Annotated in this window: 22 protein-coding genes; 13 read left to right on the forward strand and 9 right to left on the reverse strand. The window is 67.7% G+C overall.

Annotated features, from left to right (window positions below; translation table 11 throughout):
• Positions 1-64 precede the first annotated feature (64 nt).
• Positions 65-445 carry a VOC family protein gene (locus ACZK1G_RS13260; protein ID WP_101765636.1) on the reverse strand — a complete coding sequence of 127 codons (381 nt, stop codon included), beginning with the start codon at positions 443-445 and terminating at the stop codon, positions 65-67.
• Between the two features lie 150 nt (positions 446-595).
• Between ACZK1G_RS13260 and ACZK1G_RS13265 the strand changes: the two genes are divergently transcribed.
• The 3 genes from ACZK1G_RS13265 (at position 596) to ACZK1G_RS13275 (ending at position 5,073) form a co-directional block, all read left to right on the forward strand.
• Positions 596-1,114: a sigma-70 family RNA polymerase sigma factor gene (locus ACZK1G_RS13265; protein ID WP_101765637.1), complete on the forward strand. Its 519-nt coding sequence runs from the start codon at positions 596-598 to the stop codon at positions 1,112-1,114.
• A complete protein-coding gene (locus ACZK1G_RS13270; RefSeq protein WP_101765638.1) occupies positions 1,111-2,055 on the forward strand; it encodes a FecR family protein in 945 nt (314 codons plus the stop codon). Before ACZK1G_RS13265 ends, ACZK1G_RS13270 begins: the two co-directional genes overlap by 4 nt.
• Positions 2,056-2,124: 69 nt before the next feature.
• Positions 2,125-5,073 carry a TonB-dependent receptor gene (locus tag ACZK1G_RS13275; RefSeq protein ID WP_101765639.1) on the forward strand — a complete coding sequence of 983 codons (2,949 nt, stop codon included), beginning with the start codon at positions 2,125-2,127 and terminating at the stop codon, positions 5,071-5,073.
• A 103-nt stretch (positions 5,074-5,176) separates the two neighbouring features.
• Here ACZK1G_RS13275 and ACZK1G_RS13280 read toward each other — a convergent pair whose 3' ends face one another.
• Together ACZK1G_RS13280 and ACZK1G_RS13285 are read right to left on the reverse strand one after the other, a co-directional pair.
• Positions 5,177-5,500, reverse strand: a complete 324-nt coding sequence (locus ACZK1G_RS13280; protein ID WP_101765640.1) for a DMT family transporter — start codon at positions 5,498-5,500, stop codon at positions 5,177-5,179.
• Positions 5,500-5,853 carry an SMR family transporter gene (locus ACZK1G_RS13285; protein ID WP_101765641.1) on the reverse strand — a complete coding sequence of 118 codons (354 nt, stop codon included), beginning with the start codon at positions 5,851-5,853 and terminating at the stop codon, positions 5,500-5,502. Before ACZK1G_RS13285 ends, ACZK1G_RS13280 begins: the two co-directional genes overlap by 1 nt.
• A 160-nt stretch (positions 5,854-6,013) precedes the next feature.
• Between ACZK1G_RS13285 and ACZK1G_RS13290 the strand changes: the two genes are divergently transcribed.
• Positions 6,014-6,865 (forward strand): LysR family transcriptional regulator, encoded by an 852-nt coding sequence (locus ACZK1G_RS13290; protein WP_101765642.1) that lies wholly within the window; start codon positions 6,014-6,016, stop codon positions 6,863-6,865.
• Between the two features lie 87 nt (positions 6,866-6,952).
• Here ACZK1G_RS13290 and ACZK1G_RS13295 read toward each other — a convergent pair whose 3' ends face one another.
• A complete protein-coding gene (locus tag ACZK1G_RS13295; protein ID WP_101765643.1) occupies positions 6,953-7,873 on the reverse strand; it encodes a M14 family metallopeptidase in 921 nt (306 codons plus the stop codon).
• A 131-nt stretch (positions 7,874-8,004) separates the two neighbouring features.
• On the opposite strand from ACZK1G_RS13295, the gene ACZK1G_RS13300 reads away from it, so the two are divergent.
• From ACZK1G_RS13300 to ACZK1G_RS13310, 3 genes are all read left to right on the forward strand, one after another.
• Positions 8,005-10,086, forward strand: coding sequence for a TonB-dependent receptor family protein (locus ACZK1G_RS13300; protein WP_101765644.1), 2,082 nt, complete (start codon positions 8,005-8,007; stop codon positions 10,084-10,086).
• 62 nt (positions 10,087-10,148) lie between these two features.
• A complete protein-coding gene (locus ACZK1G_RS13305; RefSeq protein WP_233490780.1) occupies positions 10,149-11,921 on the forward strand; it encodes a chloride channel protein in 1,773 nt (590 codons plus the stop codon).
• A 100-nt stretch (positions 11,922-12,021) separates the two neighbouring features.
• A complete protein-coding gene (locus ACZK1G_RS13310) occupies positions 12,022-12,738 on the forward strand; it encodes an MgtC/SapB family protein (protein WP_005409984.1) in 717 nt (238 codons plus the stop codon).
• A gap of 56 nt (positions 12,739-12,794) precedes the next feature.
• Here ACZK1G_RS13310 and ACZK1G_RS13315 read toward each other — a convergent pair whose 3' ends face one another.
• The gene (locus ACZK1G_RS13315) at positions 12,795-13,202 is read right to left on the reverse strand and encodes a MerR family transcriptional regulator (protein WP_101765646.1); all 408 of its coding nucleotides are present in this window, start codon (positions 13,200-13,202) and stop codon (positions 12,795-12,797) included.
• Between the two features lie 63 nt (positions 13,203-13,265).
• Here ACZK1G_RS13315 and ACZK1G_RS13320 point away from each other — a divergent pair, with 63 nt between their 5' ends.
• Positions 13,266-14,093: a class I SAM-dependent methyltransferase gene (locus ACZK1G_RS13320; protein ID WP_101765647.1), complete on the forward strand. Its 828-nt coding sequence runs from the start codon at positions 13,266-13,268 to the stop codon at positions 14,091-14,093.
• Between the two features lie 81 nt (positions 14,094-14,174).
• Here ACZK1G_RS13320 and ACZK1G_RS13325 read toward each other — a convergent pair whose 3' ends face one another.
• The 4 genes from ACZK1G_RS13325 to ACZK1G_RS13340 form a co-directional block, all read right to left on the reverse strand.
• Positions 14,175-14,465, reverse strand: a complete 291-nt coding sequence (locus ACZK1G_RS13325) for a DUF6959 family protein (RefSeq protein WP_014037513.1) — start codon at positions 14,463-14,465, stop codon at positions 14,175-14,177.
• Between the two features lie 121 nt (positions 14,466-14,586).
• Complete coding sequence (locus tag ACZK1G_RS13330; protein ID WP_101765648.1) at positions 14,587-15,429, reverse strand: OmpA family protein; 843 nt, start codon at positions 15,427-15,429, stop codon at positions 14,587-14,589.
• Positions 15,430-15,490: 61 nt separating this feature from the next.
• A complete protein-coding gene (locus ACZK1G_RS13335) occupies positions 15,491-20,995 on the reverse strand; it encodes an ESPR-type extended signal peptide-containing protein (protein WP_201016759.1) in 5,505 nt (1,834 codons plus the stop codon).
• 235 nt (positions 20,996-21,230) lie between these two features.
• A complete protein-coding gene (locus ACZK1G_RS13340) occupies positions 21,231-22,211 on the reverse strand; it encodes an AraC family transcriptional regulator (protein ID WP_101765650.1) in 981 nt (326 codons plus the stop codon).
• 692 nt (positions 22,212-22,903) lie between these two features.
• Between ACZK1G_RS13340 and ACZK1G_RS13345 the strand changes: the two genes are divergently transcribed.
• The 5 genes from ACZK1G_RS13345 (at position 22,904) to ACZK1G_RS13365 (ending at position 26,637) form a co-directional block, all read left to right on the forward strand.
• Positions 22,904-23,092: a Flp family type IVb pilin gene (locus tag ACZK1G_RS13345; RefSeq protein WP_014037517.1), complete on the forward strand. Its 189-nt coding sequence runs from the start codon at positions 22,904-22,906 to the stop codon at positions 23,090-23,092.
• Between the two features lie 89 nt (positions 23,093-23,181).
• Positions 23,182-23,727 carry an A24 family peptidase gene (locus ACZK1G_RS13350; RefSeq protein ID WP_101765651.1) on the forward strand — a complete coding sequence of 182 codons (546 nt, stop codon included), beginning with the start codon at positions 23,182-23,184 and terminating at the stop codon, positions 23,725-23,727.
• On the forward strand, positions 23,724-24,200 hold the full coding sequence (locus ACZK1G_RS13355) for a TadE/TadG family type IV pilus assembly protein (protein WP_075677890.1): 477 nt from the start codon (positions 23,724-23,726) through the stop codon (positions 24,198-24,200). Before ACZK1G_RS13350 ends, ACZK1G_RS13355 begins: the two co-directional genes overlap by 4 nt.
• Positions 24,201-24,225: 25 nt before the next feature.
• Complete coding sequence (gene cpaB / locus ACZK1G_RS13360) at positions 24,226-25,260, forward strand: Flp pilus assembly protein CpaB (RefSeq protein ID WP_101765652.1); 1,035 nt, start codon at positions 24,226-24,228, stop codon at positions 25,258-25,260.
• Positions 25,261-25,278: 18 nt separating this feature from the next.
• Positions 25,279-26,637, forward strand: a complete 1,359-nt coding sequence (locus ACZK1G_RS13365) for a type II and III secretion system protein family protein (protein WP_101765653.1) — start codon at positions 25,279-25,281, stop codon at positions 26,635-26,637.
• The last annotated feature ends 6 nt before the right edge of the window (positions 26,638-26,643 follow it).

The raw sequence follows: 26,643 nt of genomic DNA on the forward strand, positions 1-26,643 counted from the left end.
AGCCTGCCTGCGAGCGCAGCCGCGCGCGGACCGCGTGCATCGCGGCCACGCGCGTACTGGCCAATCACGACATTACGTGCACCGCGCACAGCTTGTTGCCATCCGGGTCGCGCAGGTAGGCCAGGAACAGCTGGCGGCCGGCCATGTTGCGGATGCCGGCCGGGTCTTCGATGGCGGTGCCGCCATGGGCCACGCCCGCATCCTGCCAGCCACGCACGGCCTCCGCGCTGTCGAGGGTGAAACCGATGGTGCCGCCGTTGGCATGGCACGCCTGCTGCCCATCGATCGGTGCGGTGACGATGAACATGCGGCCATCCTTGAAGTACACCAGCCGGCCCTTGTCATCGAAGACACCCGGACGGGCGCCCAATGCGGTGAACAGGGCATCGTAGAAGCGATGCGCGACGTCCATGTCGTTCGTTCCAACGGTGATGTGGCTGAACATGCGGGCACTCCTTGTGGAAAACCGCAGTGTCGGCGAGCCCGGCGGGCATCGCAAATGCACGCCTCCGGCCTGCTGCTGCGTGCGCAGGGTTTGTCGTGCGCCGCTCGATCACTCTATAATGGGAATCATTCTCATTAATGACCGATGCCGATGGCCGTGCCCGCCGCCTCCAGCACTGCACTGGCGGGGTTCTACCGCGAACACCATGGTTGGCTGCTGGGCTGGCTGCGCCGCCGCACGCACAACGCCGACTGCGCTGCCGACCTGACCCAGGACACCTTCCTGCGCCTGCTCAGCCGTCGCGTCGATCCGTCCGAACTGCGCCTGCCACGCGCCTATCTCAGCACCATCGCGCACGCCCTGCTGGTCAACCACTGGCAGCGTGCGGACCTGGAGCGTGCCTACCTGGCCGCACTGGCCGCGCAACCGGAGCCAGTGCATCCATCCGCGGAAGAACGCACGCAGGCACTGCAGCTGCTGCACGCCATCGCCGACATGCTGTCCGGCCTGGCCGAACGCCCACGCCGTGCGTTCCTGCTGGCACGACTGTCTGGCCTGGGCTATGCGGAGATCGGCCAACAACTGGGCGTGTCCGAGCGCATGGTCAAGAAGTACATGGCGCAGGCGATGCTGCATTGCCTGCGCCTGTCCGGCGATGCCACGGCATGAATGCCGCACTGGCCAGCCCGGCGCTGGAGCAGGCGGCAGAGTGGTTCGCGCTGCGCCAACAGGGCTGGAGTGACAGCGACCAGCAGCGATGGCACGCATGGCTGCATGCCGATGCTGGTCATGCCGACGCGTGGCGCCGGGTCGAGTCGGTCTGGCAGTCCTTTGCTCCCCTGTCGGCACCGGCTGCTGCCACGGCGCTCGATGCTGCCGGCAGTCGCCGCCGTCGCGCGCTTCGCAGTCTCGGCGGCGCCCTCGGCATCGGTGCGGTCTCCCTGCTCGGCCTGCACGGGCTGCGCGAACAACGCGGCCTGCAGACACAGCGCACCGCTGCCGGGCATACCGGGCAGTGGACGCTGATGGATGGCAGCCAGCTGTGGCTCAACGCGGACAGCGAAGTCACCATCGACATCGGAAACGGCCGCCGCGCCCTGCATCTGCTGCGCGGCGAACTGCTGCTGCAGACCGGCTACCACCCTGCGTTCGCCGGCCAGCCGTTGACCGTGCATGTGCCGGGCGCACGCCTGCAGCCGATCGGTACCCGCTTCGCGGTCGGTCGCGAGGTGCCGGGCAGCCGCCTGGATGTGTTCGAGGGCATGGTGCGCTGCCTACCGCTGTTCGGCGCGGCACTGGACGTACCCACAGGCGCGGCGGCACGAATCGGCCCGATGGGTGGACTGTCGACGGTCGATGCGGATCCACTGCGTGGCGACTGGCAGGACGGCCGGCTGCAGGTGCAGTACACACCCTTGATCCGCGTCATCGACGAACTGGCCCGCCACCACCAGGGCTATCTGGGCTGTGATCCGGCGCTCGCCGCATTGAATGTCACCGCTGTACTGCCGCGCCTGGACAGCCTGCAGGCTCTGCAACTGCTGGCCCGCGCCCTGCCGATCCGCATCGAGCAGCGCTGGCCGTGGTGGACCGTCGTGCGTCCGCTTTGAAAGCGCGGTTCCCTTTCTGCGCGCTCACCGGGCACTACAAGGGAACCCATTGCGGATGTTGCCGCCCCCATGAAACTGCCCTGCCCCTCCCCTCGTCCCCTGGCCATCGCCTTGTGCATGGCCCTGGCGACCCCCTGCCTGCTGCCTGCCACGGTCCATGCACAGGACACCGCTGCCGCCGTTCGCTGGCAGATTCCAGCTGGCCCGCTCGACCAGGCCCTGACCGCGTTCGGCCAGCAATCGGGCCTGTCCATCGCCGCCGACGCGCGCCTCACCCGCGGCCGCCACAGCAACGGCGTGCACGCCACGCTCGGCACGGACGCCGCATTGGCGCAGCTGCTGGCCGGTACCGGCCTGACCTTCCAGCGTGATGCCAATGGCGTGGTGCTGCAGGCCGCCACGGCCACCGACGCCGGCGTGCGCCAGATCGGCACGCTGCGCGTGGCCGGCCAGGCCAGCGAAGGCGCTTCGCCGTGGGGGCTGGCCGATGCCGATGCGGTCTACCGTGACAGCGGCTCGCGCGTGCACCTGGACCGCCAGCAGCTGGAACGCTTCCGCGGCCAGTCGATCGGCGATGTGCTGGCCGGTGCGGTCGGCGTGCACACCGCAGACGTGCGCAATGGCGGCGCACTCGACGTCAACATCCGCGGCCTGCAGGGCCAGAACCGGGTGCCGGTGATCATCGACGGTGGCCAGCAGGCCATCGACGTGTACCGCGGCTATGCCGGCGTGCAGCAGCGCAGCTATCTCGACCCCGATCTGATCAGCGCGGTCAGCATCGAGAAGGGACCGAGCCTGGCCGCCAATGCCGCCAGCGCGATCGGCGGCGTGGTCTACATGGAAACGCTGAACGTCGATGACATCCTCGACGACGGCCAGGCCTGGGGCCTGCGCGTGCGCGGCGGCGTGGCCGACAACAGCATCGACCGCACGCGCGTATTCAAGCAGGTGGCGCGCGGCAGCGAGAACCGCAACAGCCTGCGTGACCCGCGCGACTGGAACGGCAGCGTGGCCTTCGCCCAGCGCGGCGAAGACTGGCAGCTGGTCGCGGCCTATGCGCGGCGGCGCCAGGGCAACTACTTCGCCGGCAGCAACGGTGCACATCGCTACGACGACCAGCACCTGTCCAGCGGCGGCACGGGCATGTCCAGCCAGGCGGTCTCGGACATGTACCACCCGGGTGATGAAGTGCTCAACACGCACACCGACAACGAATCGGCGTTGCTGAAATTCACCTGGACACCCAACCCCGACCAGCACCTGGAGCTGAGCCACCGCTACTTCAATTCGAGCTTCGGCGAGATCATGCCGTCGGCGATCGGTCGCGTGGGCGAGTCCAACGAATGGGTGACCTACGTGGACAAGGCCAACACCATGTTCCAGTTCGAGCCGGGGAAAATGCGGGTCAATGCCACCTCGCTGCGCCACCGCTACCGGCCCGAGGCACATCCATGGCTGGATCTGAGCAGCACCCTGTGGTTCACCACCGCCACCAGCCGCATGTTCAACAGCAACATCGCCAACACGCCGCTGTTCAAGGAAATGGCCTCCGACCAGATGCCCGACACGCTGGGCGAGACCTACGGCCCCGGCCTGCAGTCGGACGTGAAGACCCAGCGCTGGGGCGTGGACAGCAGCAACACCACGCGCTTCAGCAACGGCCTGGGTGACTGGACGCTGCGCTATGGCGCCTCCTTCCAGCACGAGGACACCGCACCGAACTCGCCGGTGCTGCCGGTGGACTACAACAACAACCGCTACCTGCGCTCGGGCACGCGCCGCGAGGCCAGCGTGGTGGCGTCGCTGCAGTGGCAGCCGTGGGACTGGCTGTCGCTGACCGCCGGCGGCCGCTTCATCGACTACCGTACCCGCGACCGCAACCGCGTGGCCTTCGTCAGCGAATCGCGCGATCTGCGCTACACCTTCGCGCGCCTGAGCAAGGGCGGCCAGCTGCTACCGGGCTGGTACAAGGAGTGGTACCCCGATGCACAGGGCAACTACACCTATGACTCGCTGCGCGCCACGCCCTATGGCGACAGCACGCTGGGCCAGGCCTATGACTTCGACGGCTTCATTCCTGATCCGCGCGGTGCCAACGGCTTCTATACCAAGCAGATTCCCACCGCCTGGGGCTACAAGCCGGCGATCCGGCGCTCCGGCCACGGCTTCGCGCCCTATGCCGAAGCACGCTTCAACCTCGACGCGGACATGTTCTTCTACGTGAAGTACGCGCAGGGCTGGAAGATGCCCAGCCTGTTCGAGTCGACGCTGGGCAACAGCACCTCGGCGCCGGTGGCTGACCTGAAGCCGGAGAAGAACCGTTCCTGGGACATCGGCTTCAGCCTGCTCAAGCAGGACCTGTGGCGCGACGGTGATCGCCTGGCGTTCAAGGTCGCCTGGTTCAAGAACGATATCCACAACGCGATCACCCGCCGCTTCGATTCCAGCAACTGGGGGTTCTACGTCGACAACGTCGACAACTACACGGTGTCCGGCTACGAGCTGCAGTCCGGTTATGACGCCGGCATCGCCTACCTGGACCTGTCGGCCAGCTACTACCAGCGCGCGCGCACCTGCGATGCGGCCACCGCCAAGCGCCTGCGCGAAGACCCGTATGCGAAATGGAGCAAGCTGGACACCACGCCGGATTGCGTGGATGGCGGCTTCGGCACCTCGTTCGTCAACGCACAGAACCCGCCGAAGTACTCGATCCACAGCACGCTGGGCTTCCGCCTGTTCGACAAGCGGCTGGATACCGGCATCCGCCGCACCTACAACAGCGGCCCCACCCACGAACTGGACAAGCCCTGGAACACCACCGGTTCGACCGGCCTGCAGAACATCTACCTGCCGACCGCGATCTATGACTTCTACGCACGCTGGCAGTTCACCCCGCGCAGCGAAGTGGAGCTGGTGGTCAGCAACCTGCGCAACACCTACTACATGGACACGCTGGCGATGAGCCTGATGCCGGGCCCGGGTCGCACCACGCGGCTGAACTTCACCGCACGCTTCTGAGTGCTTCAGAAACAACAACGCCCCGGGGAGATCATCCCCGGGGCGCTTGCCTGCGGCGGCTCACGCTCTGGCAGATACCAACCTGGGTTGGCACAGCGACGCGTTACTTCGCGGTACTCAGCAGCAGCACTGCGAAAGTGACCAGCACGATGCCGATCCAACCAATCGGACGCAGGCGGTTGCCGAACAACAGGCGGCCGCAGGTAGCGGTACCGATCACGCCGATCGCACCCCACATCGCATAGGCGGTGGCCAGGTCCATGTAGCGCACCGCCTGGCCCAACAGGGCGAAGGCGATCCAGACCATGACGATCGCGCCGACGCCCCAGCGCCAGCGGCGGAAGCCTTCCGACTTGGCCACCATCATGTTGGCGGCGACGTCGATCAGCGCAGAACAGATCACGAAAAACAGAGCGAGGGTATTCATCAGTGCGCCTCCCCGAGGGTGACGCAGACGATGCCGACCACCGCCAGCACCAGGCCGGCCAGCTGCTGCAGCGACAGGCTTTCACCAAAGACGGTGAGGCCGACCACGGTCAGCAGGGTCAGGCCGAGGCCTTCCCAGACTGCATAGGCCACGCCAACGGCGATACGGCGCACCGACTGCGCCAGGAAGAAGTAGGACAGCGCCAGCGCGCCGGCCATGATCAGGTAGCCGGTCCAGCCGCCATCGCGGGCGGCATGGGCCATGAACGAGGTGCCGACCACTTCGGCGACGATCGCCACGGTCAGGCAGGCCCAGGCGACCAGCGCGCCACGGGCGGAAACAGTACGGGACATGTGAAACTCCTTGCAGGGCGGGGACCGCGCCGCCTCATCAATGGATCCACGCCGTGCGTGGAGGGTCCGGAACGCCCCGCAGACGGGGGCGACGGAAGCCAGTATCATCGTCTTTTACGGTGGTATCAAAATGGATTCCATCGACAGGAGCGATGGATCAATGCCCTACTCCCCTGAATCCCTGCAGGCCTTCGTGGAAGCCGCCGCGCTGGGCTCGTTCTCGGCGGCGGCGCGACGCCTGCGCAAGACCCAGTCGACGGTCAGCACCGCCATTGCCCACCTGGAAGCTGACCTGGGCGTGAGCCTGTTCGACCGCAGCGGGCGCTACCCGCAGCTGACCGAGGCCGGCCGCCAGGTGCTGGGCCACGCGCAGGAGATCCTTGCCGCCGACGGCCGCCTGCAGCAGTTGAGCGTGCGCCTGGCCGCGCCGGTCGAGCCGCGCCTGACCGTGGCGTTCTCCGATGTCTACCAGCTGGACCCGGAGCAGCGGATCCTGCAGCGCTTCGCCGAGGCGTTCCCGGAGATCGAACTGGAATGGCTGGATGCCGAGGGCGAGGACGTGCTGGAACTGGTGAGCAACGGTCGCGCCGCGCTGGGCCTGCTGCCACGGCAGGAGCAGTATCCGGATGGGCTGGTGGCACGGCCGCTGGCCCACCATAGCGAACTGTCGGTGTATGTAGCGCGCGAGCATCCGCTGGCCAGCGCCGGCCGTCGCGCCGCCGCACAGCTGGCGCGGCACCGGCAGGTGCGCCTGAGCGCGGAAGTCGATCAATCGCGCGTGGTCACCGGCCTGGCCTGGACGGCGACCGACTACCTGATGGTGATGGAGATGGCCGAGGACGGCATCGGCTGGGCCGAACTGCCGCGGGCGCTGGTACAGCGCTATGACCGCGGGCGGCTGCTGGAACTGGTGCTGCCCGGCTGGCCACGGCGCATCCACAGCGACCTGCTGTGGCGCCGCGACACGCCGCCAGGCCCAGCCGCACTGTGGTGGGCCGACGCGCTGGGCTGAAAAAGGGGACGGAGGGGATTAAGTCGTTTGTGACCCGGCAGTACTGGGTCACAAACGACTTAATCCCCTCCGTCCCCTTTTTATCTGTCAGCGATGGGCGAGCGCGTAATCCAGCGCCGAGCACACCGCCGCCACCTGTGCCTCGTTGCACTGCTGCGGGGTCGCGCGCGGGCTGTCCGGGTAGACCTCGGTGGTGGTGGTGTACTTCGCGCCGGTAATGCCGGCGCACAGGCCCAGCTTCACCAGTGGGTACTCGATCACGCCATGGGCCACCACCGGCGAACCGATGATCTCGCCCTTATCGTCGGCCGGGGCGATGTGGGTGACCTTCTCCACCGCGGCGATCACTGCCTGCTGGAAGGCCGCCTGCGGGTTCTCGCTGTCGTCCACCAGATAGAAGCCATCGGGAATCAGGCCCGGCTCGAACGGCTTGCCATCACGCGCCGCCAGCGCCGGGCGGAACTCGCTTTCGTCGCTGTCGGTGGTTTCGTGCAGGTCGATGTGCAGCACGAACTGGTCCTTGATCGGTGCGATCAGCTCGATCAGGGCGGTCGACTCGCGGGCCGGGCCATCGGCGCGGAAATTGCGGTTCGGGTCGATCGCATCGAAGTTCCAGCGGTTGATGCGCTCGAAGCCCCACGGATTCACGCACGGCGCCACCAGCAGGTTGGCCTTGCCGGCATAGTCGGCGGCGTGCTTTTCGAGGAACTCCAGCGCGCCCATCACGCCGCTGGTCTCGTAGCCGTGCACGCCACCGGTGACCAGCGCAGCCGGCAGCGCCGGGTTCCAGTCGCGGCTGCGCAGGGCGAACAGGGTGTAGGTCTCGCCGGCGTAATCGAGCTGGCCATAGGCCACCTTGTCGAAGCGCGGGGCCAGCGCTTCGATACGCGGCAGCACCTCCTCGTCGTAGCGACGCAGGCGCTGCTGGCGGCCACGCCACGCCTCCCGTTCCGCCGTTCCCCACGGCTGGCCAGGGGTTCCGACGGGGTAGAAAGCGGCTTGGGACATGGCGGATCTCAGCGAGTCAGGAAGCAATCACGCACTTTACCACCGGCCCGCCGGCAGAAACCGCAGACGCATTCCATTGGCGAATGGAATCAGCAATAATTCTCATTTACGACCTTCCACAACCTGCACCGATGCCCATCAACGCCCTCCGACCGGCCCGCCTGCCCCTGGCCGCCGCCCTCGCCCTGTGCCTGCTTCCGGCCGCCAGCGCCTTCGCCCAGAACGGCGCCACCACGCTGGACAGCATCCAGGTCTCCGGCAGCTGGCTGGGCACCGGCCTCCACGACAGCGTGAAGAACTTCGCTGGCGCGCGCACCGTGGTGGACCGTCAGCGCATCGAGGCCAGCGGGGCGGCCAGCATCGGCGATGCCATGCGCCGCATTCCCGGCGTGCAGGTCACCGACAACTCCGGTACCGCCGGCAGCTCGGTGTCGCTGAACATCGGCGTGCGCGGCCTGACCGGGCGCTACTCGCCGCGCTCGACCGTGCTGCTGGACGGCGTACCGCTGGCGGTGGCGCCGTATGGACAGCCGCAGCTGTCGTTCGCGCCGACCAGCCTGTCCAACATCGAATCGATCGACGTGGTGCGCGGCGGCGGCGCGGTGCGCTACGGGCCGCAGAACGTGGGCGGCATCATCAACTTCAGCACTCGCGCCATTCCGACCGGCACCGGCCTGCACGGTGGGGCCGGTGTGCGCTACACCGCCTACGATCACGGCGGCGGTGACAGCACCCAGTACAACGCCTTCCTCGGCGGCACCGGCGACAACGGGCTGGGCGCCGCCCTGCTGTACTCCGGCCAGGACGGCCGCGGCTGGCGCCAGGGCAGCGATGACCGCTTCAACGATCTCGCCTCGAAGTTCGCGTACGCCATCGACGAACAGCAGGAACTGCGTGCCAAGCTGTCCTATTACGATGTGCGCTCGCTGACCCCGGGCGGCCTGACCCGCGCGCAGTACGAGGCCGACCCGTTCCAGAACACCCGCCCGACCGATTTCTGGAAGGGCCACCGCACCGGCATCGACCTGGGCTACACCAACACGCTGTCGGACAACAGCGAGTTCGAGGTGCTGGCCTATTACAACGAGAGCAGCCGTGCCAGCTCGCTGATCAACACGGCCGGTACCCAGCTGACCGTGCAGCCGCGCGATTACCGCGTGCTCGGCATCGAGCCGCGCTACACCCAGCGCCTGCAGTGGGGCAGTACGGTGCATGACATCACCGCCGGCTACCGCTTCCTGCGCGAGCGCGGCAACGACCGCAGCTACACCGTCACCCGCCGCACCGGCGCGGCCAGCGCCACCACCCGCTTCGACAACGCCACCGACGCGCACGCCTTCTACATCGACGACCGCATCGCGATCGGCCAGTGGCGGATCACCCCGGGCGTGCGCATGGAATGGATCGACATGGACCGCCGCCAGGCGGGTGGCGCGGCGACCTTCAGCAGCCGCAACGACAAGGCGCTGCCCTCGCTCAACATCGCCTACCTGCTGACCCCGCAGCTGACCGTGTTCGGCAACTACACCACCTCGTTCGGGCCGGTGCAGAACATCCAGCTGAATTCGCAGACCGCCAGCAACCCGCTGAACCCGGAAATCGCCAGGACCACTGAGCTCGGTGCGCGCTGGCAGGACGGCGCACTGCGCGCGGAAGTGACCGTGTTCAAGATGCGCTTCGACAACCAGATCCTGCAGGTACCGGGGATCACCCCACCGACCTTCCAGAACATCGGCGCCACCGACCACAAGGGCGTGGAAAGCGCGCTGGAGTACCACTTCAGCGAAGACAGCGCACTGGCCGGGTTGGAGCTGTACGCCAACTACACCTGGACCAAGGCGATCCAGCAGTCCGGCGACAACCGTGGCCTGGACGTGCCGTTCTACTCGCGCGACACCGACAGCGTCGGCGCCCGCTACGCGCTGGCCGGCTGGACCTTCAATGTCTCCAGCACCCACCAGAGCGGCCAGTTTTCCGATGCGGCCAACACCTGGGATGAGACCGCCGACGCACGCGTGGGCCGCGTGCCGGGCGTACGCCTGTGGAATGCGCAGGTGGCCTGGCAGGTGCCGGGGCTGGCCGACAGCGAGATCGCGCTGGGCGTCAACAACCTGGCGGACAAGCGCTGGTACACCCGCAACGTCGATGGCAATGCCGGCCGCGTGGTGGCCGCGCCGCGCACCTTCTACGTGCAGGGCCGCTACCGCTTCTGACGCAGTAACCGCCCGATGCAGTGACGGCGGCGATCACGGTGGCGGCGTATCATGCCGCCACCATGTCATTGCCTGTTTCGCCATCGCGCCTGCATCTGGCCTTCCAGGGCCTGCGCCTGCGCCTGCGCGGCAGCGACTTGTGGTTCATCGCGCTTGCCCTGCTGGTCGGCCTGATCGCCGGCTACCTGACCCTGCTGCAGTCCGGCATCGCACGCTGGCTGCAGGGCACCCTGTACGGGCTGGACGACGGCATGCGCCTGAGCTCCCTGCCCTCGCTGACCTGGACCGCGCTGCTGGTGCTGCCGCTCGGTGGCCTGCTGGTCGGGCTGGTCAGCCTGGCCGCGACCCGGCTCAAGCGGCCCCTGCTCGATGCGGTGGAAGCCAATGCCCTGCATGGCGGCCGCATGTCGATGCGCGACAACCTGATCGTGCTGACCCAGACCCTGCTGTCCAACGGCTGCGGCGCCTCGGTCGGGCTGGAGGCTTCCTATACGCAGATGGGCGCGGGCAGCGGTTCGCAGCTGGGCCGGGTGATGCGCCTGCGCCGCAACGATGTGCGCATCCTGGTCGGCGCCGGTGCCGCCGGTGCCATCGCCGCCGCCTTCGGTGCACCGCTGGCTGGTGCGTTCTACGCCTTCGAGATCGTCATCGGCGCCTACACCCCGGCCGCGCTGGCCCCGGTGGCAGTAGCCGCGCTGGCTGGCGCGTTCGTGGCCGACCAGGCCGGCATCGAGGCCTACCTGCTGCCGGCTGCCTCGACGATTGATGTCCGCGCCGCCGACTACGCCATCTACGGGCTGCTGGGCTGCTGCTGCGCGATGGTCGGCATCGCGGTGATGCGGCTGATCGCCTCGATCGAAGGCACGGTCAAGCGCAGCCCGTTGCCGTTGTGGGGCCGGCCGGTGGTGGGCGGCCTGCTGCTGATTCCGCTGGCACTGGCCAGCCCGCAGGTGCTGTCGTCCGGCCATGGCGCGCTGCACCTGGACCTGACCACGCACCTGCCGCTGATCTGGATCGGCGGCCTGTTGACCCTGAAGTGCCTGGCCTCGGGCATCTCGCTCGGGTTCGGCTTCCGCGGCGGCCTGTTCTTCGCCTCGCTGTTCATGGGAACCCTGGTCGGCGCCCTGTTCGCCGGCCTGCTGGCCATGGCCACCGGGGTGCCGGTGATCGACGCCACCTCAGCCGCGCTGGCCGGGATGGCGGCGCTGGCCGCGGCGGTGGTCGGCGCGCCGATGACCATGGCCATGCTGGTGCTGGAAGGCACCCACGACTTCCTGCTGACCAGTGTGGTGATGAGTGCGGTGCTGGTGTCCAGTACGCTGGTGCGGCAGTGGTTCGGCTACTCGTTCTCGACCTGGCGCATGCACCTGCGTGGCGAGACCATCAAGAGCGCACGCGACGTCGGCTGGGTGCAGAACCTCAACGCCGGCCGGCTGATGCGCAAGGGCGTGGCGACCGCACCGGCCGACCTCGACGCTGCCGCGTTCCGCCAGCGCTTCCCGCTGGGCTCGGGCAGCCGGGTGGTGCTGATCGATGGCGAAGGCCACTACACCGGCATCGTGCAGATCCCGCGCGTCTATGGCGATGGCGTGAAGCCAGAGACCGCGATCGGCGAACTGGCCGAGAACCGTGACGTGTCACTGTCACCGGCCGCAGACGTGGTCAGCGTGATGCAACGCTTCGACCAGACCCAGGCCGACGAACTGGCCGTGGTCAGCGCCGACGGCCAGGTGCTGGGCGTGGTCTCCGAAGCCTTCGTGCGCAAGCGCTACGCCGAGGAACTGGACAAGCGCCAACGCGAGCTGATGGGCGAGCGCGTCGAGGACACCGACTGACCCGCGAAAAGGGGACGGAGGGGATTAAGTCGTTTCTGGCACGCTGGAAATCCACGCATGGCGTGGATCTACTGTCACTTCGACCGGGTAGACTCCCGCCATGCGCTTCATTGAAACCTTCCAGGCCGGCCCCTTCGCCGACACCGTGGTCAGCCTGCTGGCCGCCTTCGTGCTCGGCACGCTGATCGGCGCCGAGCGCCAGTACCGGCAACGCACCGCCGGCCTGCGCACCAACGTGCTGGTGGCGGTGGGTGCAGCCGCCTTCGTCGACCTGGGCATGCGTATCGCCGGCAGCGCCGAGGCGGTGCGGGTGATCTCCTACGTGGTCTCCGGGGTCGGCTTCCTCGGCGCCGGCGTGATCATGAAGGAAGGCATGAACGTGCGCGGCCTGAATACTGCCGCCACCCTGTGGTGCTCGGCGGCGGTCGGCAGCTGCACCGGTGCGGACATGCTGGCCGAAGGCGTGCTGCTGACGGTCTTGATCATCGCCGGCAACACCCTGCTGCGGCCGCTGGTGAATGCGATCAACCGTATCCCGATCAACGAGGCGGCGACCGAAGCCACCTACGAGGTGCGCCTGAGCGTGGATGCCGAAGCCGTGCCGCGGGTGCGCGAGCGCCTGGTCGATGCGCTGGAGGCTGCGCAGTACCCGGTGGGTGATGTGCAGGTGGTCGAGCATGCCGACGCGCCCACCGATGTGATCGCGGTGCTGGTCAGTACGGCGGTCAGTGCCGACGAGCTGGACGTGGTGCTGGCACGGATGGAACACGTGCCGGGCGTGCTGCATGCCACCTGGGAAGTCAGCACCCGCGATTGATTCACCCACGCATAGCGTGGTGCAGTAGATCCACGCCATGCGTGGATGCTCTTCTCTCACCCTCCCGCGATGCGCTGCTGGACCCTCAACAACCTGCGGAACGAACCGCACTGGCGTGCATCCTGCGCTTCCGGGCAGGCCGCGGCGCGTTGCAGGTGACGGCGTATCCGCTGCAGCTGGCTGATCTGTTGCTGCAGCACATCAGCCTGCGCCAGCAGGGCCTCACGATCCAGCGTGAGGCAGCCGCGCTGCGGCGGCAGCGATGCCCCGATCTGCTGCAGCGACAGCCCGGCCGCCTGGCCGAGGCCGATCAGCGCCAGCCGCTCCAGCACCTGCTCGTCGTACTGCCGGCGCAGGCCGCGACGACCCAGGGCCTGCAACAACCCCAGCTGCTCGTAGTAGCGCAGGGTCGAGGCCGGCACGCCACTGCGCTTCACCACCTCGCCGATATCCAGTTCACGCACGGGCTTGACCTCAAGTCGCCTTCAAGCACCAACCTATGGGCAACTTCCCGGCAGGACAAGGCCATGGCCAGTACATCCCCCGTTGATCAGAATACGCTCTGGAATGGCCCTGGCGGCCAGATCTGGGTCGCCCAGCAGGCCATCCTCGATGGACTGTTCCAGCCGATGGCCGACCTGCTGGTCGCCGAACTTCCGGAGACCGTCACGCAACTGCTCGACATCGGCTGCGGCACCGGCGCCAGCCTGCTGGCATCAGCCACGGCACGCCCGGCCGCCCACACTACCGGTCTCGACATCTCCGCGCCGATGCTGGCGCTGGCCCGCCAGCGCGCCGAGGCGGTGGGACTGGACGCGGACTTCATCGTGGCAGACGCGCAGCGGCATCCGCTGCCGTCCGCGCACTTCGACTGGATCCAGTCGCGGCTGGGCGTGATGTTCTTCGAGGACAGCCAGGCTGCCTTCGCCAACCTGCATCGTGCCTCGACACCGGGCGCGGGGCTGCGCTTCATCGCCTGGCGCAGTGCCGACGAAAACCCATTCATGACCACGGCCGAGCGCGCCATTGGCGATGCACTGGATCTGCCGCCCCGGGTGCCCGGCGCGCCGGGACAATTCGCCTTTGCCGATGGCGGGCAGGTACAGCGGCTGCTGCAGGCCGCCGGTTGGAAGGATGTGGAGCTGGTTGCGGTAGACCTGCCCTGCTCGATCGCCCGCGAAGACCTGCCGACCTATGTCGGCCAGCTGGGCCCGTTGGGGCTGGCCCTGCGCGCAATGCCGGAAGATCGCGCCGCGACGCTTCGCGAAAAGGCATTGGCTGCATTTGCACCGTTCATCGAAGGCGACCGTGTACGCGTGGATGCCGCCTGTTGGTTGGTCCGCGCCCGCGCCTAGGAAAAGGGGACGGAGGGGATTAAGTCGTTCTCGCCCCGGGTGTGCCGGAAACGACTTAATCCCCTCCGTCCCCTTTTTCTTCTACAGCGCCTCGCCGGCGTCGGCCAGGCGCGATTCGATCAGTGCGTACCACTGCTGCAGCACGTCGATCAGCATGTCCAGCTCGGCGTCGGTGCGCTGTGCGCGGCCGCTGCGCAGGCAGGCCTGGGCTTCCTGCAGCTGGGCCAGGAACCCGGCCACGGTATCGGCCTGCAGGATCAGGCCCGGCAGGCGTCGCCCGGGAATGCGCACCACGGCATGGTTGCCGAGCTGGCCGTACACGCTGAGAGTGGCTTCCGTCTTCATGGAGAGGGGCAGGAATTGGGCATTCATCGCGTGCACCGTTTGAAAACCTGAGCCGCAGGCAGGCGTGGACGACGGGGGAGACGTTGCCACGCCTGCCGGCGGTCAGGGGGGACTCGGGATGCCGGGGCATCGCCCCGGCGCAGGAAGGTCAACGTGGCTGTGCCATCCCGGCGATCTGCACGCGCCGGTTCGGCGCCAGGCAGGCAATCAGCTCGCGCCGGTTGCGCTGCCCGCACTGCACGATCGGCTCGGCCGCGCCGCGTCCTTCGGCACTGATGCTGGCTGCAGGCACGCCACCCTGCACCAGCGCGCTGCGCACGGCCTCGGCGCGACGCTGCGACAACGTCTGGTTGTAACTGGCGCTGCCGATACGGTCGGTGTAGCCGGTTACCCTGATCGACTGCACCTGCGCGGCTTCGCGTACCTGCGCCAGGATGCCCTGCACCGCATGCTGGCCTTCGGCGCTGAGCACCGCGCTGTCGAATCCGAACAACGCATCGGCCGACAGCCGCAGCGGCTGTTCCGGCAGCGGTGCCGGTACCGGTGCCGGCGGGGCCGGTGGCCGCGGCGGCTCCAGCACGGCCGCGCACGATTCCGGCTTCCAGTAGCCCGCCTGGGCAATGCCCTTGCTGTCAAAGCGGATCTGGAACTGGCAGGTGAAGTACTCCGCACCTTGCGCGGTGCGGAAATTGAACAGGTAATTCCACTCACGCACGCCCCACATGCCTTCATTGAAATGCGGCGTGCCCAGCAGCGTGTACAGCTGCCGCTTGGTCATGCCCGGCGCGAAGCGGCGCAGGTCGGCGACGTCGGGATAGATGCCCTCCTTCAGCGAGGCCTTCGAGGCCTCCGGGAAGTGCACGGCGGTGGCTTCGGCAGGAGCGTCGGCGGCCGGCGCATGGCTGCGGCAGGCGGCCAGCAGGCCCATCCCCAGGATCAGGCCCAGCGTGGCGGCGCATTGGCCGGCGCGGGCGATGCGATGCTGTTTCATGTCATTCCCCCTGTAGACGTTTCCGCGATGCCGGGCCGCGCGTGCGGCCCGGCGGCGGCGATCACCACTGGATGCCGGCACCGACGGCCACACCGGCCTCGCCACGGCTGTTGGTCGAACCGCTGAACTTGTAGATCCAGCGGCCGCCTTCGGAGACACCGGAGATACCGAGCGCCACGCCCGATTCGCCGTTGTAGCTGCCAGCGGCGATCGAGGCCATGCTGCGGCCCGCCTCGCTGGGCTGCGGCAGCGCCGCGGTGGCCATCGCCGAAGCGATACCGGCCGAGGCACGGTTGTCGGTCTTGCGCAGGTCGCGCTCGAAGCCGCCCATGCGCTCGTCGGTGTAGGCCTTCGACCAGTCCAGGGTCTGCGCCATGCCCGACTTCAGCTGGTCCACATTGACCGCGTCGGTACCGGCGGTGCCGGCGGCAACGTTGCGGACCGTGGTCGGGCCGCTGCTGGTGCTGCCCAGGGTGACACTGTTGTAGTTGGTGGCACCGTTGACCGTGGTGTCGTAGCGGATGGTGCCCTGCTGAGAGGCCTGCAGCTGGCGCACGTTGACCGCATCGGTAGCCTGCGAGCCGTCGGCCACGTTGACCACCTGGCGTTCGGCACCGCTGGCGCCCACCGAAACCGTGTTGGCCCGGTTCGCCACCGAACCCGCACCCAGCGCCACCGAGTTGTCGGCCTGCGCCTGCGAACCATTGCCCAGCGCGGTCGAGTTGGCACCGGCGGCGGTGGAGCCTGCACCACCGGCGGCCGAGTTGGCGCCGCTGGCGGACGGGTCGGCCAGGTTGTTGGTGTTGTTGGCACGGAAGCTGCCGGCCACGTTGGTGATGTTCTGGATCTTCTGGTCCGTGTAGGACTTGGACTGGTCGATGGCGTAGTTCACGCCATTCTTCAGCTGGCCGACATTGGTCGCATCGTGGTCGTCCGAGCCATCGGCAACATGGGTGATCTTGCGCTCGCTGCCGCTGCTGCCGATCGACACCTCGCCAGCGGAGTTGCTGGCACCGGTCTGGCCGTAGGCGCCGGTATAGCCGCTCTGCGCGCCGACAGTGGCCACCGAACCGGCACCCAGCGCCACGCTGTTGCCGGCACTGCTGCTGGCGCCGTTACCGACCGCCACGCTGTTGGCACCGGCTGCACTGGCCTGCGGACCGACCGCCACCGCTTCCGCACCGGCCGCGGTGGCTGCGGCTGCCGTCGAGTTCACCGCCAGGTAGGCACTGCCACCGCCACCGTTGGTGATGCGCTGGTTGAGGACCTTCAGCGAGCCATCGACGGCAGTGAAGGCGGCGGTGACGTTGTTGTAATCGCCGCTGGTGAAGGTGCCATCGGTGGCGATGCTGGAGATACTGAACTTCGGCGCGGTCCACACATTGGTGGTGCCGTTGTAGGCGGTGGTGCCACCGAAGTAGTTGGCGATGGTGCTGTTCGTGCTGAACAGCTGGTCGCCGGTGATCGCATCGCTGCTGCCGGCCAGGATGCTGCCTGCGGCAACGTTGGTCACCTTCACTGCGCCCGTGCCGGTCCCCTTGAGGGTCACACTGTTGATCACATTGCCGCTGCCATCGACGTCGTACTTCACGGCCAGCTTGTCGATCTCGCCGGTCTGGTCGGCAACGTTGGCCAGCGAATTGCTGACCGCGTCGAAGGCGGTGCCGACGTCGTTGTAGCTGCCCTTGGTCACGGTGCCGTTGGCGGCAACGTTGTTGATCGAGTACGTCGGTGCGGTCAGCACGCCGCTGGCGTTGACCGCAGCGCCACCGCCGAGGTGGGTGGCCACGGCCTGGTTGGCCGCGAACAGCTGGGCACCGTTGATGGCCTCGCTGCTGGTGGCACTGACCTGGCCCGGGCCGAGGTTGCGCAGCGTGGTGGCGGTACCGGCCTGGCCCAGCGTGGCGCTGGCGTAGTTGACGCTGCCATCGGCGTTGAGGTCATAGCGCAGCGCGCCCTGCTCCGAGGCCTGCAGCTGGCCCAGGTTGACCGCATCGGTCGCCGCGGTACCGGCCGCCATGTTGGTGACCTGGCGCTCGGCACCGGCGGCGCCGATCGACACGGAGTTGGCACGATCGGCCAGGCTGCCGGCACCCACCGCGATGCTGTTGGCCGCCGTCGCCCGCGCATTGGTGCCGACCGCGATCGAATCGGTGCCACTGGCCACCGCCTCGGTGCCGGTCGAGTTCACCCGCAGGTACTTGGTGCCGCCATTGCGGATATCGGTGATCTGCGAGTTGAGGTTGACCAGCGAGCCATCCACCGCCGCGAAGGCATCGGTGGCGTTGGTGTACAGGCCCTTGGCGATGGCGCCGCCGGTGGAGATCGTGCTGATCTCGAACAGCGGTGCGGTGAAGATGCCGCTGGCGGGATCGAAGGCCGCGCGGCCACCGAAGAAGCTGGCGATGGCGCTGTTGGTCGCCGCCAGCTGGCCGCCGTTGACCGCTTCCAGGCTGCCTGCGGTGACCGCACCGGCGGCAAGGTTGCCGATGGTGGTGGTGCCGGTGCCTGCGCCGAGCGTGACCCGGCGATAGTTCGGATTGCCGCCGGCATCCAGATCGTAGGTCACCGCGGCATCCGCCACGCCGTTGATCAGGCTGATCGCACCCTTCAGCTGCGCCACGTTGACCGCGTCGGTGTTGACGCTGCCCGCAGCCACATTGGTGATCTGGCGCTCGCCGCCGCCGGCGGTGCCCACCGACACTTCACCGGCCGAGACCTGCGGCGCAGTGAGGCCATAGGCACTGTAGCTGGCCTGCGCGCCGCGCAGCGCAGCCGAGCGGTAGCCCAGCGCGACCGAGTTGGCCTGGTTGGAGGTGGATTCGGCACCCAGCAGGGTCTGCCCGTTGGCGGTACCGACGGCGCTGTCGCCGACGACGACCGAATGACCCATGCGCGCGGCATAGTCGGCCGTCGGCACGCCGGTGGGATTGCTCGGATCGTTCACGCCATCGCCGGGGAAGGCGACGTTGGCATCGACCTTCGGCAGTTCATGGCGTGCGTTGGCACCGATCACCACTTCCTTGGAGCCGTTGGCGAAGGCACCATCGCCCATCAGCACCTGGTAGTCCTGGGCCGCGTTGACGGCCCAGCAGGAAATGTCGGCCAGCGCGATGTCCAGGCATTTGGCCGCCCAGGCCGGGGAATCCTTCGGCAGCAGCAGGCCCAGCAGGCCACCCGGATTGCCGTTGTTGATGTTGTAGATGTAGCTGTCGGAGGTGACGCCACCGATCAGGGTCAGGTGCGAGCTGCCACCCGTGGCTGCGCCGCCCAGTCCATTGAGGGTGCTGCCGACCGGCGACAGGTTGACCACCGGAAGGCCCAGCACATTGACCGTCGAATAGGTCTGCATCACGTTGGCGTTGCTGAGCTTGAGGTTGCCGTTGCTCAGGTAGCCGTTGCCACCGAACAGGCTGGTGGTGGTCGGCCCGATGAGCTGGCCGACATTGCCGACCAGGCCACCGGTACCGATGATCAGGCCCGCATTCGGGTCGGCCGCCGCCGGCGCCTTCGGGCTGGTCGGCGGAATCGCAGAGGGCTTGGTCAGGCCGAGACCACTGAGCGTGCCACCGACCAGGCCACCCACGGCGCTGCCCAGATTGCCGATGGTGCCATTGAGATTGCCGTTGAGCAGGTTGCCCACCGCGCTGCCGACATTGCCCAGCGTGCTACCCAGCACACCGCCCAGGCCGCTGGTGGGGCTGCCGGTGGTGCCGTTGAGAATGCCGCCCACTGCACCACCGACCGTGCCGACGGTGTTGTTGAGCGTGCCACCCACTGCGCTGCCGACCTGGCCAACCGTGCCGTTCAGTGCACCGCCGACTGCGCCGACCGTGTTGTTGAGCGTGCCACCCACTGCGCCGCCAACGGTGCCAACGGTGCCGTTCAGTGCTCCGCCGACTGCGCCGACCGTGTTGTTGAGCGCGCCACCTACTGCGCTGCCAGCGGTGCCAACGGTGCCGTTCAGTGCGCCACCGACTGCGCCGACCGTGTTGTTGAGTGCGCCACCTACTGCGCTGCCAACCTGGCCAACCGTACCGTTCAGCGTGCCGCCGACCGCACCGCCAACCGTTCCGACGGTGCCGTTCAGTGCGCCACCGACTGCGCCGACCGTGTTGTTGAGCGTGCCACCCACTGCGCCGCCAACGGTGCCAACGGTGCCGTTCAGTGCTCCGCCGACTGCGCCGACCGTGTTGTTGAGCGTGCCACCCACCGCACCACCAACCGTTCCGACGGTGCCGTTCAGTGCTCCGCCGACTGCGCCGACCGTGTTGTTGAGCGCGCCACCTACTGCGCTGCCAACCTGGCCAACCGTACCGTTCAGCGTGCCGCCGACCGCACCGCCAACCGTTCCGACGGTGCCGTTCAGTGCACCGCCGACTGCGCCGACCGTGTTGTTGAGCGTGCCACCCACTGCGCCGCCAACTGTGCCAACGGTGCCGTTCAGTGCACCGCTCACTGCGCCGCCAACCGTTCCGACAGTACCGTTCAGCGCGCCGCCGACAGCACCGCCCACCGTTCCGACGGTGCCCTTCAGCGCACCACCCACCGTGCTGCCGACCGCATCCGCAGCACCGTGAAGCGTCCCGCCGACAGCCCCCACCGCGCCACCCACCAGGTTGCCAACGCCCAGCGCGCTGTGCTGCGCGGCGACGGTCGCCTGTCCGGCCAGCTTCAGGTTGCGATCGGCGATCACTTCCTGGCCGTCCGGCGCCTGCACGCGCACCTTGCCGGCGGCGCCGGCATCGAACGCGGCACTGATGGCGCGATCATGCGTGTCACCCGGCAATTCCTCCTTGGCCGGCAACGTGACCGCAGCTGTCGCCCGGGCCTGGCCCTGACCTTCGATGTGATGGCCAGCCACCGCCAGATGCGCGTCGGTGTTGCCGTCGACAGAGGTCTTCAGGGACGAACCACTGAGGCCCGCCAACGCCTTGGCACCTGCATCGATCGAAGCGATCTGGCGGCCGGCGATGCCGACCTTGGCCTTGGCGCGTGCATCGGCGCCGACACCCAGCGGCGCCTGCCCGCCGGGCGCAACATTCGCTGCCAGCGACGCATCCACCTGTGCTGCCTTGCCCGCAGCGTTGCCCAGGCCAACAGTGGCGCGGACATCGGCCGCCAGCGCCGGCACGGCCACCTGCTTCGGCGCGGCGTTCGCTGCCAGCTTCACCTGCACGGTGGCCGGCAGTACGTCACGCACCACCGGCAGCGACGTGGTGTTCAACTGCAGGCCCAGGCGAGCGTCCGCACTGATCGCAGGGCTGCTCTGTGCCTGCCGTGCAGCGGCAGCCAGGGCCACTTCGGCGTCGACCTTGACCGGCATCGGTTGCGCATACTTCGCCGCAAGCGCTTGCAGGTCACGCAACGATTGATTGCTTTCCGATGCCCCTGCGTGGCCGCTGGCCAGCGCGCACAGCAGTGCCAGGGCCAGGGCGGTGGGCATCAGCAGGAAGGCGCGCGGATCGCGTGCGGCGCTGCCGCCGCTGTCGCCGGTGGCCAGTTCCGAGGCCACAACCAGAGCATTGAGCTGGCGGTTCCATACACGCCGGTAGATGCGGTTCATGAGCATTTCCCCCGTAGGCGAACAACTGGAATGTCAGTGGACTTGCCGTTAGGCAGGTGACTGACATTTCAGCGGTTGCAACGGCGGCGGCGCACTTCAATCCGGCACGGCAATCGCGCATTCCGGCAAATCCACGGCCGGAATCGGCAGCCGTTTATGCAGAAGCGGCAACATGATCGGCAAGCGGATACGCAATTCCGGCATGAACGCTGCGGAAACCCTTGCGGGGCTTGGCTCAGGCCGGCTGGCCGATCTGCGCGGGCGCGCGCATCAGGGTATCGCGCGGCAGTTCGCCGAATACCTTGCGGTAATTGTCGGCGAAGCGCGAAAGGTCCCACAGGCCGCAGCTGAGGGCGATGGCTTTCACCGAGCGACGGCTGGAATCGGCCATCGACAGGCTGCGGCAGGCCGCGCACAGGCGCAGCATGGAGAGATAGCGGTTCGGCGAGGTTCCAAACAGGTCTTCGAACGCATAGCGCAGGCCGCGCTCGCTGACGCCGGCGGCATCGCAGATCTCATTCATGTAGATATTGCGGCGCAGGTTGAGCCGCATGAAGTTCTCTGCTCGCTGCGCGATCAGATAATGCGTGCGCCGTGCACGGCTGCAGCCCGGGCGATCCGCCACACCGGCGCCCAGAAGGGCCTGCACATGCTCGTGCAACAGGGTTTCAGTTTCTTCCGGCTGCAGGCCTGCACCCTGCCCCAGCTGCAGATGCAGCTGCTGGTAGTGGCGTGCCAGCGGCGCGGCTTCGCTGGCCAGGTTGAACAGCGACAGTGCCTGGCCAGCGGGAGGCGTGCTGCGCAGGCTCAGTTCGGTCAGCTTGCGCTGCACCCGTGCCACCGGCACCAGCATCAGGGTCATGTGCGTGCCCGGGCTCAGGGTGAACTCACTGATGCCCTCCGGCATGATCGTCAACGCCATGCCCGGCGTGAGCGGTACGCCATGGCACCAGCTCAGCGTCTCATCGGTGGCGTGCAGGTATCCCAGCATCGCCCAGTCCGGTGGCAGCATGAAACGGCCACGGCAATGGAAACCGCAACTGATGCTGCAGAACAGGGCTTCCTCGTGCACGCGCGAAGCGAATGCCGCACGTGGCCCATTGCCATCGAGCAGCAGCAGTTCGACATCACAGACACGAAGCACGCCGCTCAGCGTGGCCAGGTCTATCGACCGCAGGCCGCTGTCGTCGCTGTCTCCTACCCCACCATCGACCATGACAGTGTTGTCCCCCGTTGATCCGCCATGCGATGCGGCCCCCACTGCCTGACAGGGCGCGCATCGATCCATTAACCACTTCCGATACCGTGCCGCCCGCAACCGCTTCGATGCGACCGACCAGGGAAATGCAATAGCTTGAATGCGAGTATGCCCAATAATCCGCAAAGGTAAACCCGCGGACTTAAATGATAAAAATAGATACACAGGTGAAGAAAATGTCGGAGCGAGTGGCACGGTTTTCGCATGCACCAGGAAAACGAATCACATTATCTACACGACCATGAATCGTTTTGCCTTCGAACGGATTTTCGTCACAGAAGCAATCTTAAATTTTCAGGTTTTCGGAGTTTCTGCCGAATTTGCATATAGGTTCCAGTTGCAGCCAACCGCCATTCAGGCAAAGTCGATATCACGGTGATCCGGCCATCTGATCTGGCCGCACCCAGGGGGACAGCATGACCACGCACGCATCACTGGATGCCTCGACCACCGGCCCCGCGCCGTGCGGTCGCGACCGTGCGGCCAATGTCCCGCCTGGAGACGATCACCCTGCTTGAGCACAGCGGGTCCATCCCGCCGTGCCTCCTCCGCCAGGACGCGCGGAGGCCCACGGACGATCCCGGCGGAGCCGGGCCACCGCCCAACGCAGGTGTACTGCATCCGCAGACAGGTAGAGGGAGACATTGGTCATGAACGCATCGATCCGCAAATTCCTGAAGGAAGAAGACGGCGTCACCGCGCTCGAGTACGGGCTGCTGGCTGCCGTCATCGCCGGCATCCTGATCGCGGTCGGCAACGACCAGATCAAGGGCTTCTTCGAAACGCTGTTCAAGAACCTCTCCGCACTGGCCACCAAGGCGTCGGGCTCGACGACCTAAGCGGCGACCGCGCGCGGCCGGCAGGGCCGCGACGGCGGGGCGCATGGAACCAGGCGAAGACCGTCCAGTGACGGACGATGGAGTGTGCGATGACACTGCTGGGATTGTTGGCCATCGGCATGTGCCTGCGGATCGCGATCAGTGATCTGTATGCCCGTCGGGTGCCCAACGCCTGGCTGATCGCCGCATGCGTGATCGCCACCGTGGTGATCGTCGCCGGCCAGTTCAGCGCGCCGCGCCAGCCGTGGCTACCCCACGTTGCCGGCGCGGCGCTTGGCCTGTTGGCGCTGCTGCCGTTCTATGCCCTGCGCTGGATGGGCGCCGGTGACGTGAAGTTCTTTGCCGTGCTGGGGCTGATGCTGGGCTGGCAGGCGCTGCTGCCGGTCTGGCTGGTCGCCAGCCTCGCCGCCGGGCTGCACGCCGTGCTGGTGCTGGCTGGCCGCCGCCTGGGCGTGTTGCTGCCCGGCCACCTGCAGATGCAGGTGAATCGCACCAACGCGCAGTGGCAAGCGCATCCGGCCCTGCGCGACATGCAGGCCGCCCGCCAGGGACGACGTGGCATTCCCTATGCAGCCTACCTGGCACTCGCCGCCATCGGCTGGGTGCTGGCCAGCATCTACGGAGGTGCACCGTGAACATCCGCAGCCCACGCCTGCAACGCGGCGTCGCCAGCATCGAGTTCGCCCTGATGCTGATGCTCGGCCTATTGCCGCTGCTGCTGTTCACCTTCTCCGGGGTGATGATCATGGCGGCGCAACAGACCCTGGCCACCGCTTCGGCCGAAGGCGCGCGCGCCTCGCTGCGCTACGGCACGGCCGGCGAGCGGCGCACTGCCGCCTGCGTCGCCGCACGCACGTCGATGCAATGGCTGCTGCAGTTTTCCAAGCAGAACGTGGACTGCAGCGCGGGGGGCAGCAACGCCATCGTGGTGTCGGCACAGGCGCCCTGCGCCGGCCTGGCCACGGCCCAGTGCATGACCGTGACGGTCAGCTATGACTACGCCAGCTATCCCTTCCTGCCCGGCACCGCCACGCTCTACAAATGGGTGATGCAGGCTCCCATCCGCAGCGTCGCGGTCGCTCAGCTCGATCTCGGCAGCGGCAATTGATGATCGGTACATTGGAGACGGTTCCATGCTCAAGTTGACCCGCATCGCTGCCGTCGCCCTGATCGGCCTGGCCGTGCTGCTGGCGCTGATCGCTTTCATGATCGGGCGCAAACCGGCCGCACCGGTCACGGTCGCGCCAATCGCGCACAACGAGGCGCAGGCCATCACGGTGGTGGAAGCCGTGGCACGCCTGCCTGCGGGCGAGCCGATCAGCGCCAACGGCCTGCGCCTGGCCCAGCGCACCTCACCCGTCGCCGGTGCCGCCACCAGCATTGCAGCCGTTGTCGGCAAGGTGCCGGTGCAGGACATCGCCGAAGGCAGCCCGATCAGCAGCAGCGCATTGGCACAGGGCTTCTCGCTGCAGCTGCGGCCGGGCGAGCGCGCACTGGCCGTGCCCGTGGACGAACTGGTCGGTGCCGGCAACCGCATCCTTCCCGGTGACTTCGTCGACGTCTTCCTCAACCTGCGCAATGCCCAGCCCAGCATCAACAGCCCCGCCGAAGCCGCGCAGACGCGCCTGCTGCTGTCGCGCCTGCGCGTGCTGAGCTATGGCCAGCAGGACATCGCGCCGGTCGCCTCAGAGGCCACCTCAAGTAGCGAGGCCGACACCCGCAACGACCCGCGCGCGGCCGACATCACCGGCAGTGGCGGCAGCCACAGCAGCAATGAAGCCCCGCAACCCGCGCGCAGCGCGGTGCTGGCAGTACCCGTGGCCGACGCCAACCGGCTGCTGCTGGGTGCACAGCAGGGCAAGCTGTTCCTGGCGCTGCGCAATCCCGCCGACACCGGCCTGCCGGACCTGGCGCTGTTCCCGCAATCGCGCGGTGTGATCGACCCGCTGCGCGGGCTCGACGCCGAGCAGCAGTTGGCACTGCAGCGCCCGGAGAACCACGCCTTCGCCGGTATCGACGGCGAAGCGCTGGCCGGCCGCGGCAGCGCCCCGCAACGCAGCAACGCGGATGCACCCACGCGCGCGCCGGCGCCCCGTCGCAGCGCCCCGCGCGCGTCGGGTATCGAGATCATCCGTGGCGACAGTTCCGCCCCCCGTGGCTCCCTTTGACCCGCATCGAGCGCATCCATGACCGAACGTCGCCGCCGTCCACGCCTCTCTCCCCGCCAGCGCTGGCTGGCCCTGCTGCTGGTGCTGCTGGCACCGGCAACGAGCGTGGCCGCCGATGACCTGGTGCTGCAGGCCCGTGAGCAGCGTCCCTGGAACCTGCCGGCCGACCTGGAGCGGGTGGCCATCGCCGACCCCGGCGTGGCCGACATCGTGATGCTGCGTGGCCAGCGCCAGGCGCTGCTGGTGGGCAAGATGCCCGGCACCACCACCCTGCTGCTGTGGCACCGCAAGCAGGCCGAGCCGCAACGGGTGACGGTACGGGTGCAGAGCGCCGTACAGGGTGCTGCCAGCACCGGCGGCAATGATCTGGTGTTCACCCAGCAGGACCAGCAGGGCCTGTTGCAGGGAAGCACCGACAGTGTGCTCTCGCACATGCAGGAACAACGCACGGCGGCGATGGCACTGGGCAAGGACGGTGTGCTTGCCGATACGTCCACCATCAGCAGCGGCGGGGTGGTCCAGGTCGAGGTCAAGGTGGTCGAGTTCAACAAGACCGCGATGAAGCAGATCGGCATCAACTTCCAGAACCGCAACGGCGGCTTCGCCTATGGCTTCGCGCGGCCCGGCACCGGGTTGCCGGGCAACACCGGCCTGCTGCCCGGCATGAAGGAAGGCAACAGCAGCAACGAGGCTGTGTCGCCGATCTCCTCTGCGTTCCGGCTGGTGTTCGGCTCGACCAAGGGCCTGTGGAACGCCGACGTCGAACTGCTGCAGAGCAATGGCATGGCCCGCGTGCTGGCCGAGCCGACACTGGTGGCGCTGTCCGGCCAAAGCGCCAGTTTCCTGGCCGGCGGCGAGCTGCCGATCCTGGAACCGCAGGGGCTTGGCACCACCACCATCACCTACAAGCCGTTCGGCATCGGCCTGACCGTGACCCCGACCGTGCTGGCGGCGAACCGCATCGCGCTGAAGGTGGCGCCCGAAGCGAGCGACCTGGACTACAGCAATTCCATCATGCTCAACAACGTGCAGATCCCCTCGATCACCACCCGCCGCGCCGACACCACGGTCGAGCTGGGCGATGGCGAGAGTTTCGTCATCGGCGGCCTGGTCAGCTCCAACATCGTCTCCAACGTCAGCAAGATTCCGCTGCTGGGCGACCTGCCGATCATCGGTTCGTTCTTCCGCAACTTCGATTACAAGCGCCAGGACAAGGAGCTGGTGATCATCGTCACCCCGCGCCTGGTGCAACCCCTGGCGCGCAACACCGAACTGCCGCTGCCCGGCGAGCGCGAAGCCAAGCCGCATCTCCCCGAGTGGGGTTCCTGGCTGCTGGGTCCGGTCAGCCAGGACCCGGTGCCCGGTTTCTCGCGCTGACTCCCT

Source organism: Stenotrophomonas sp. 109824_Sma, assembly GCF_056480025.1.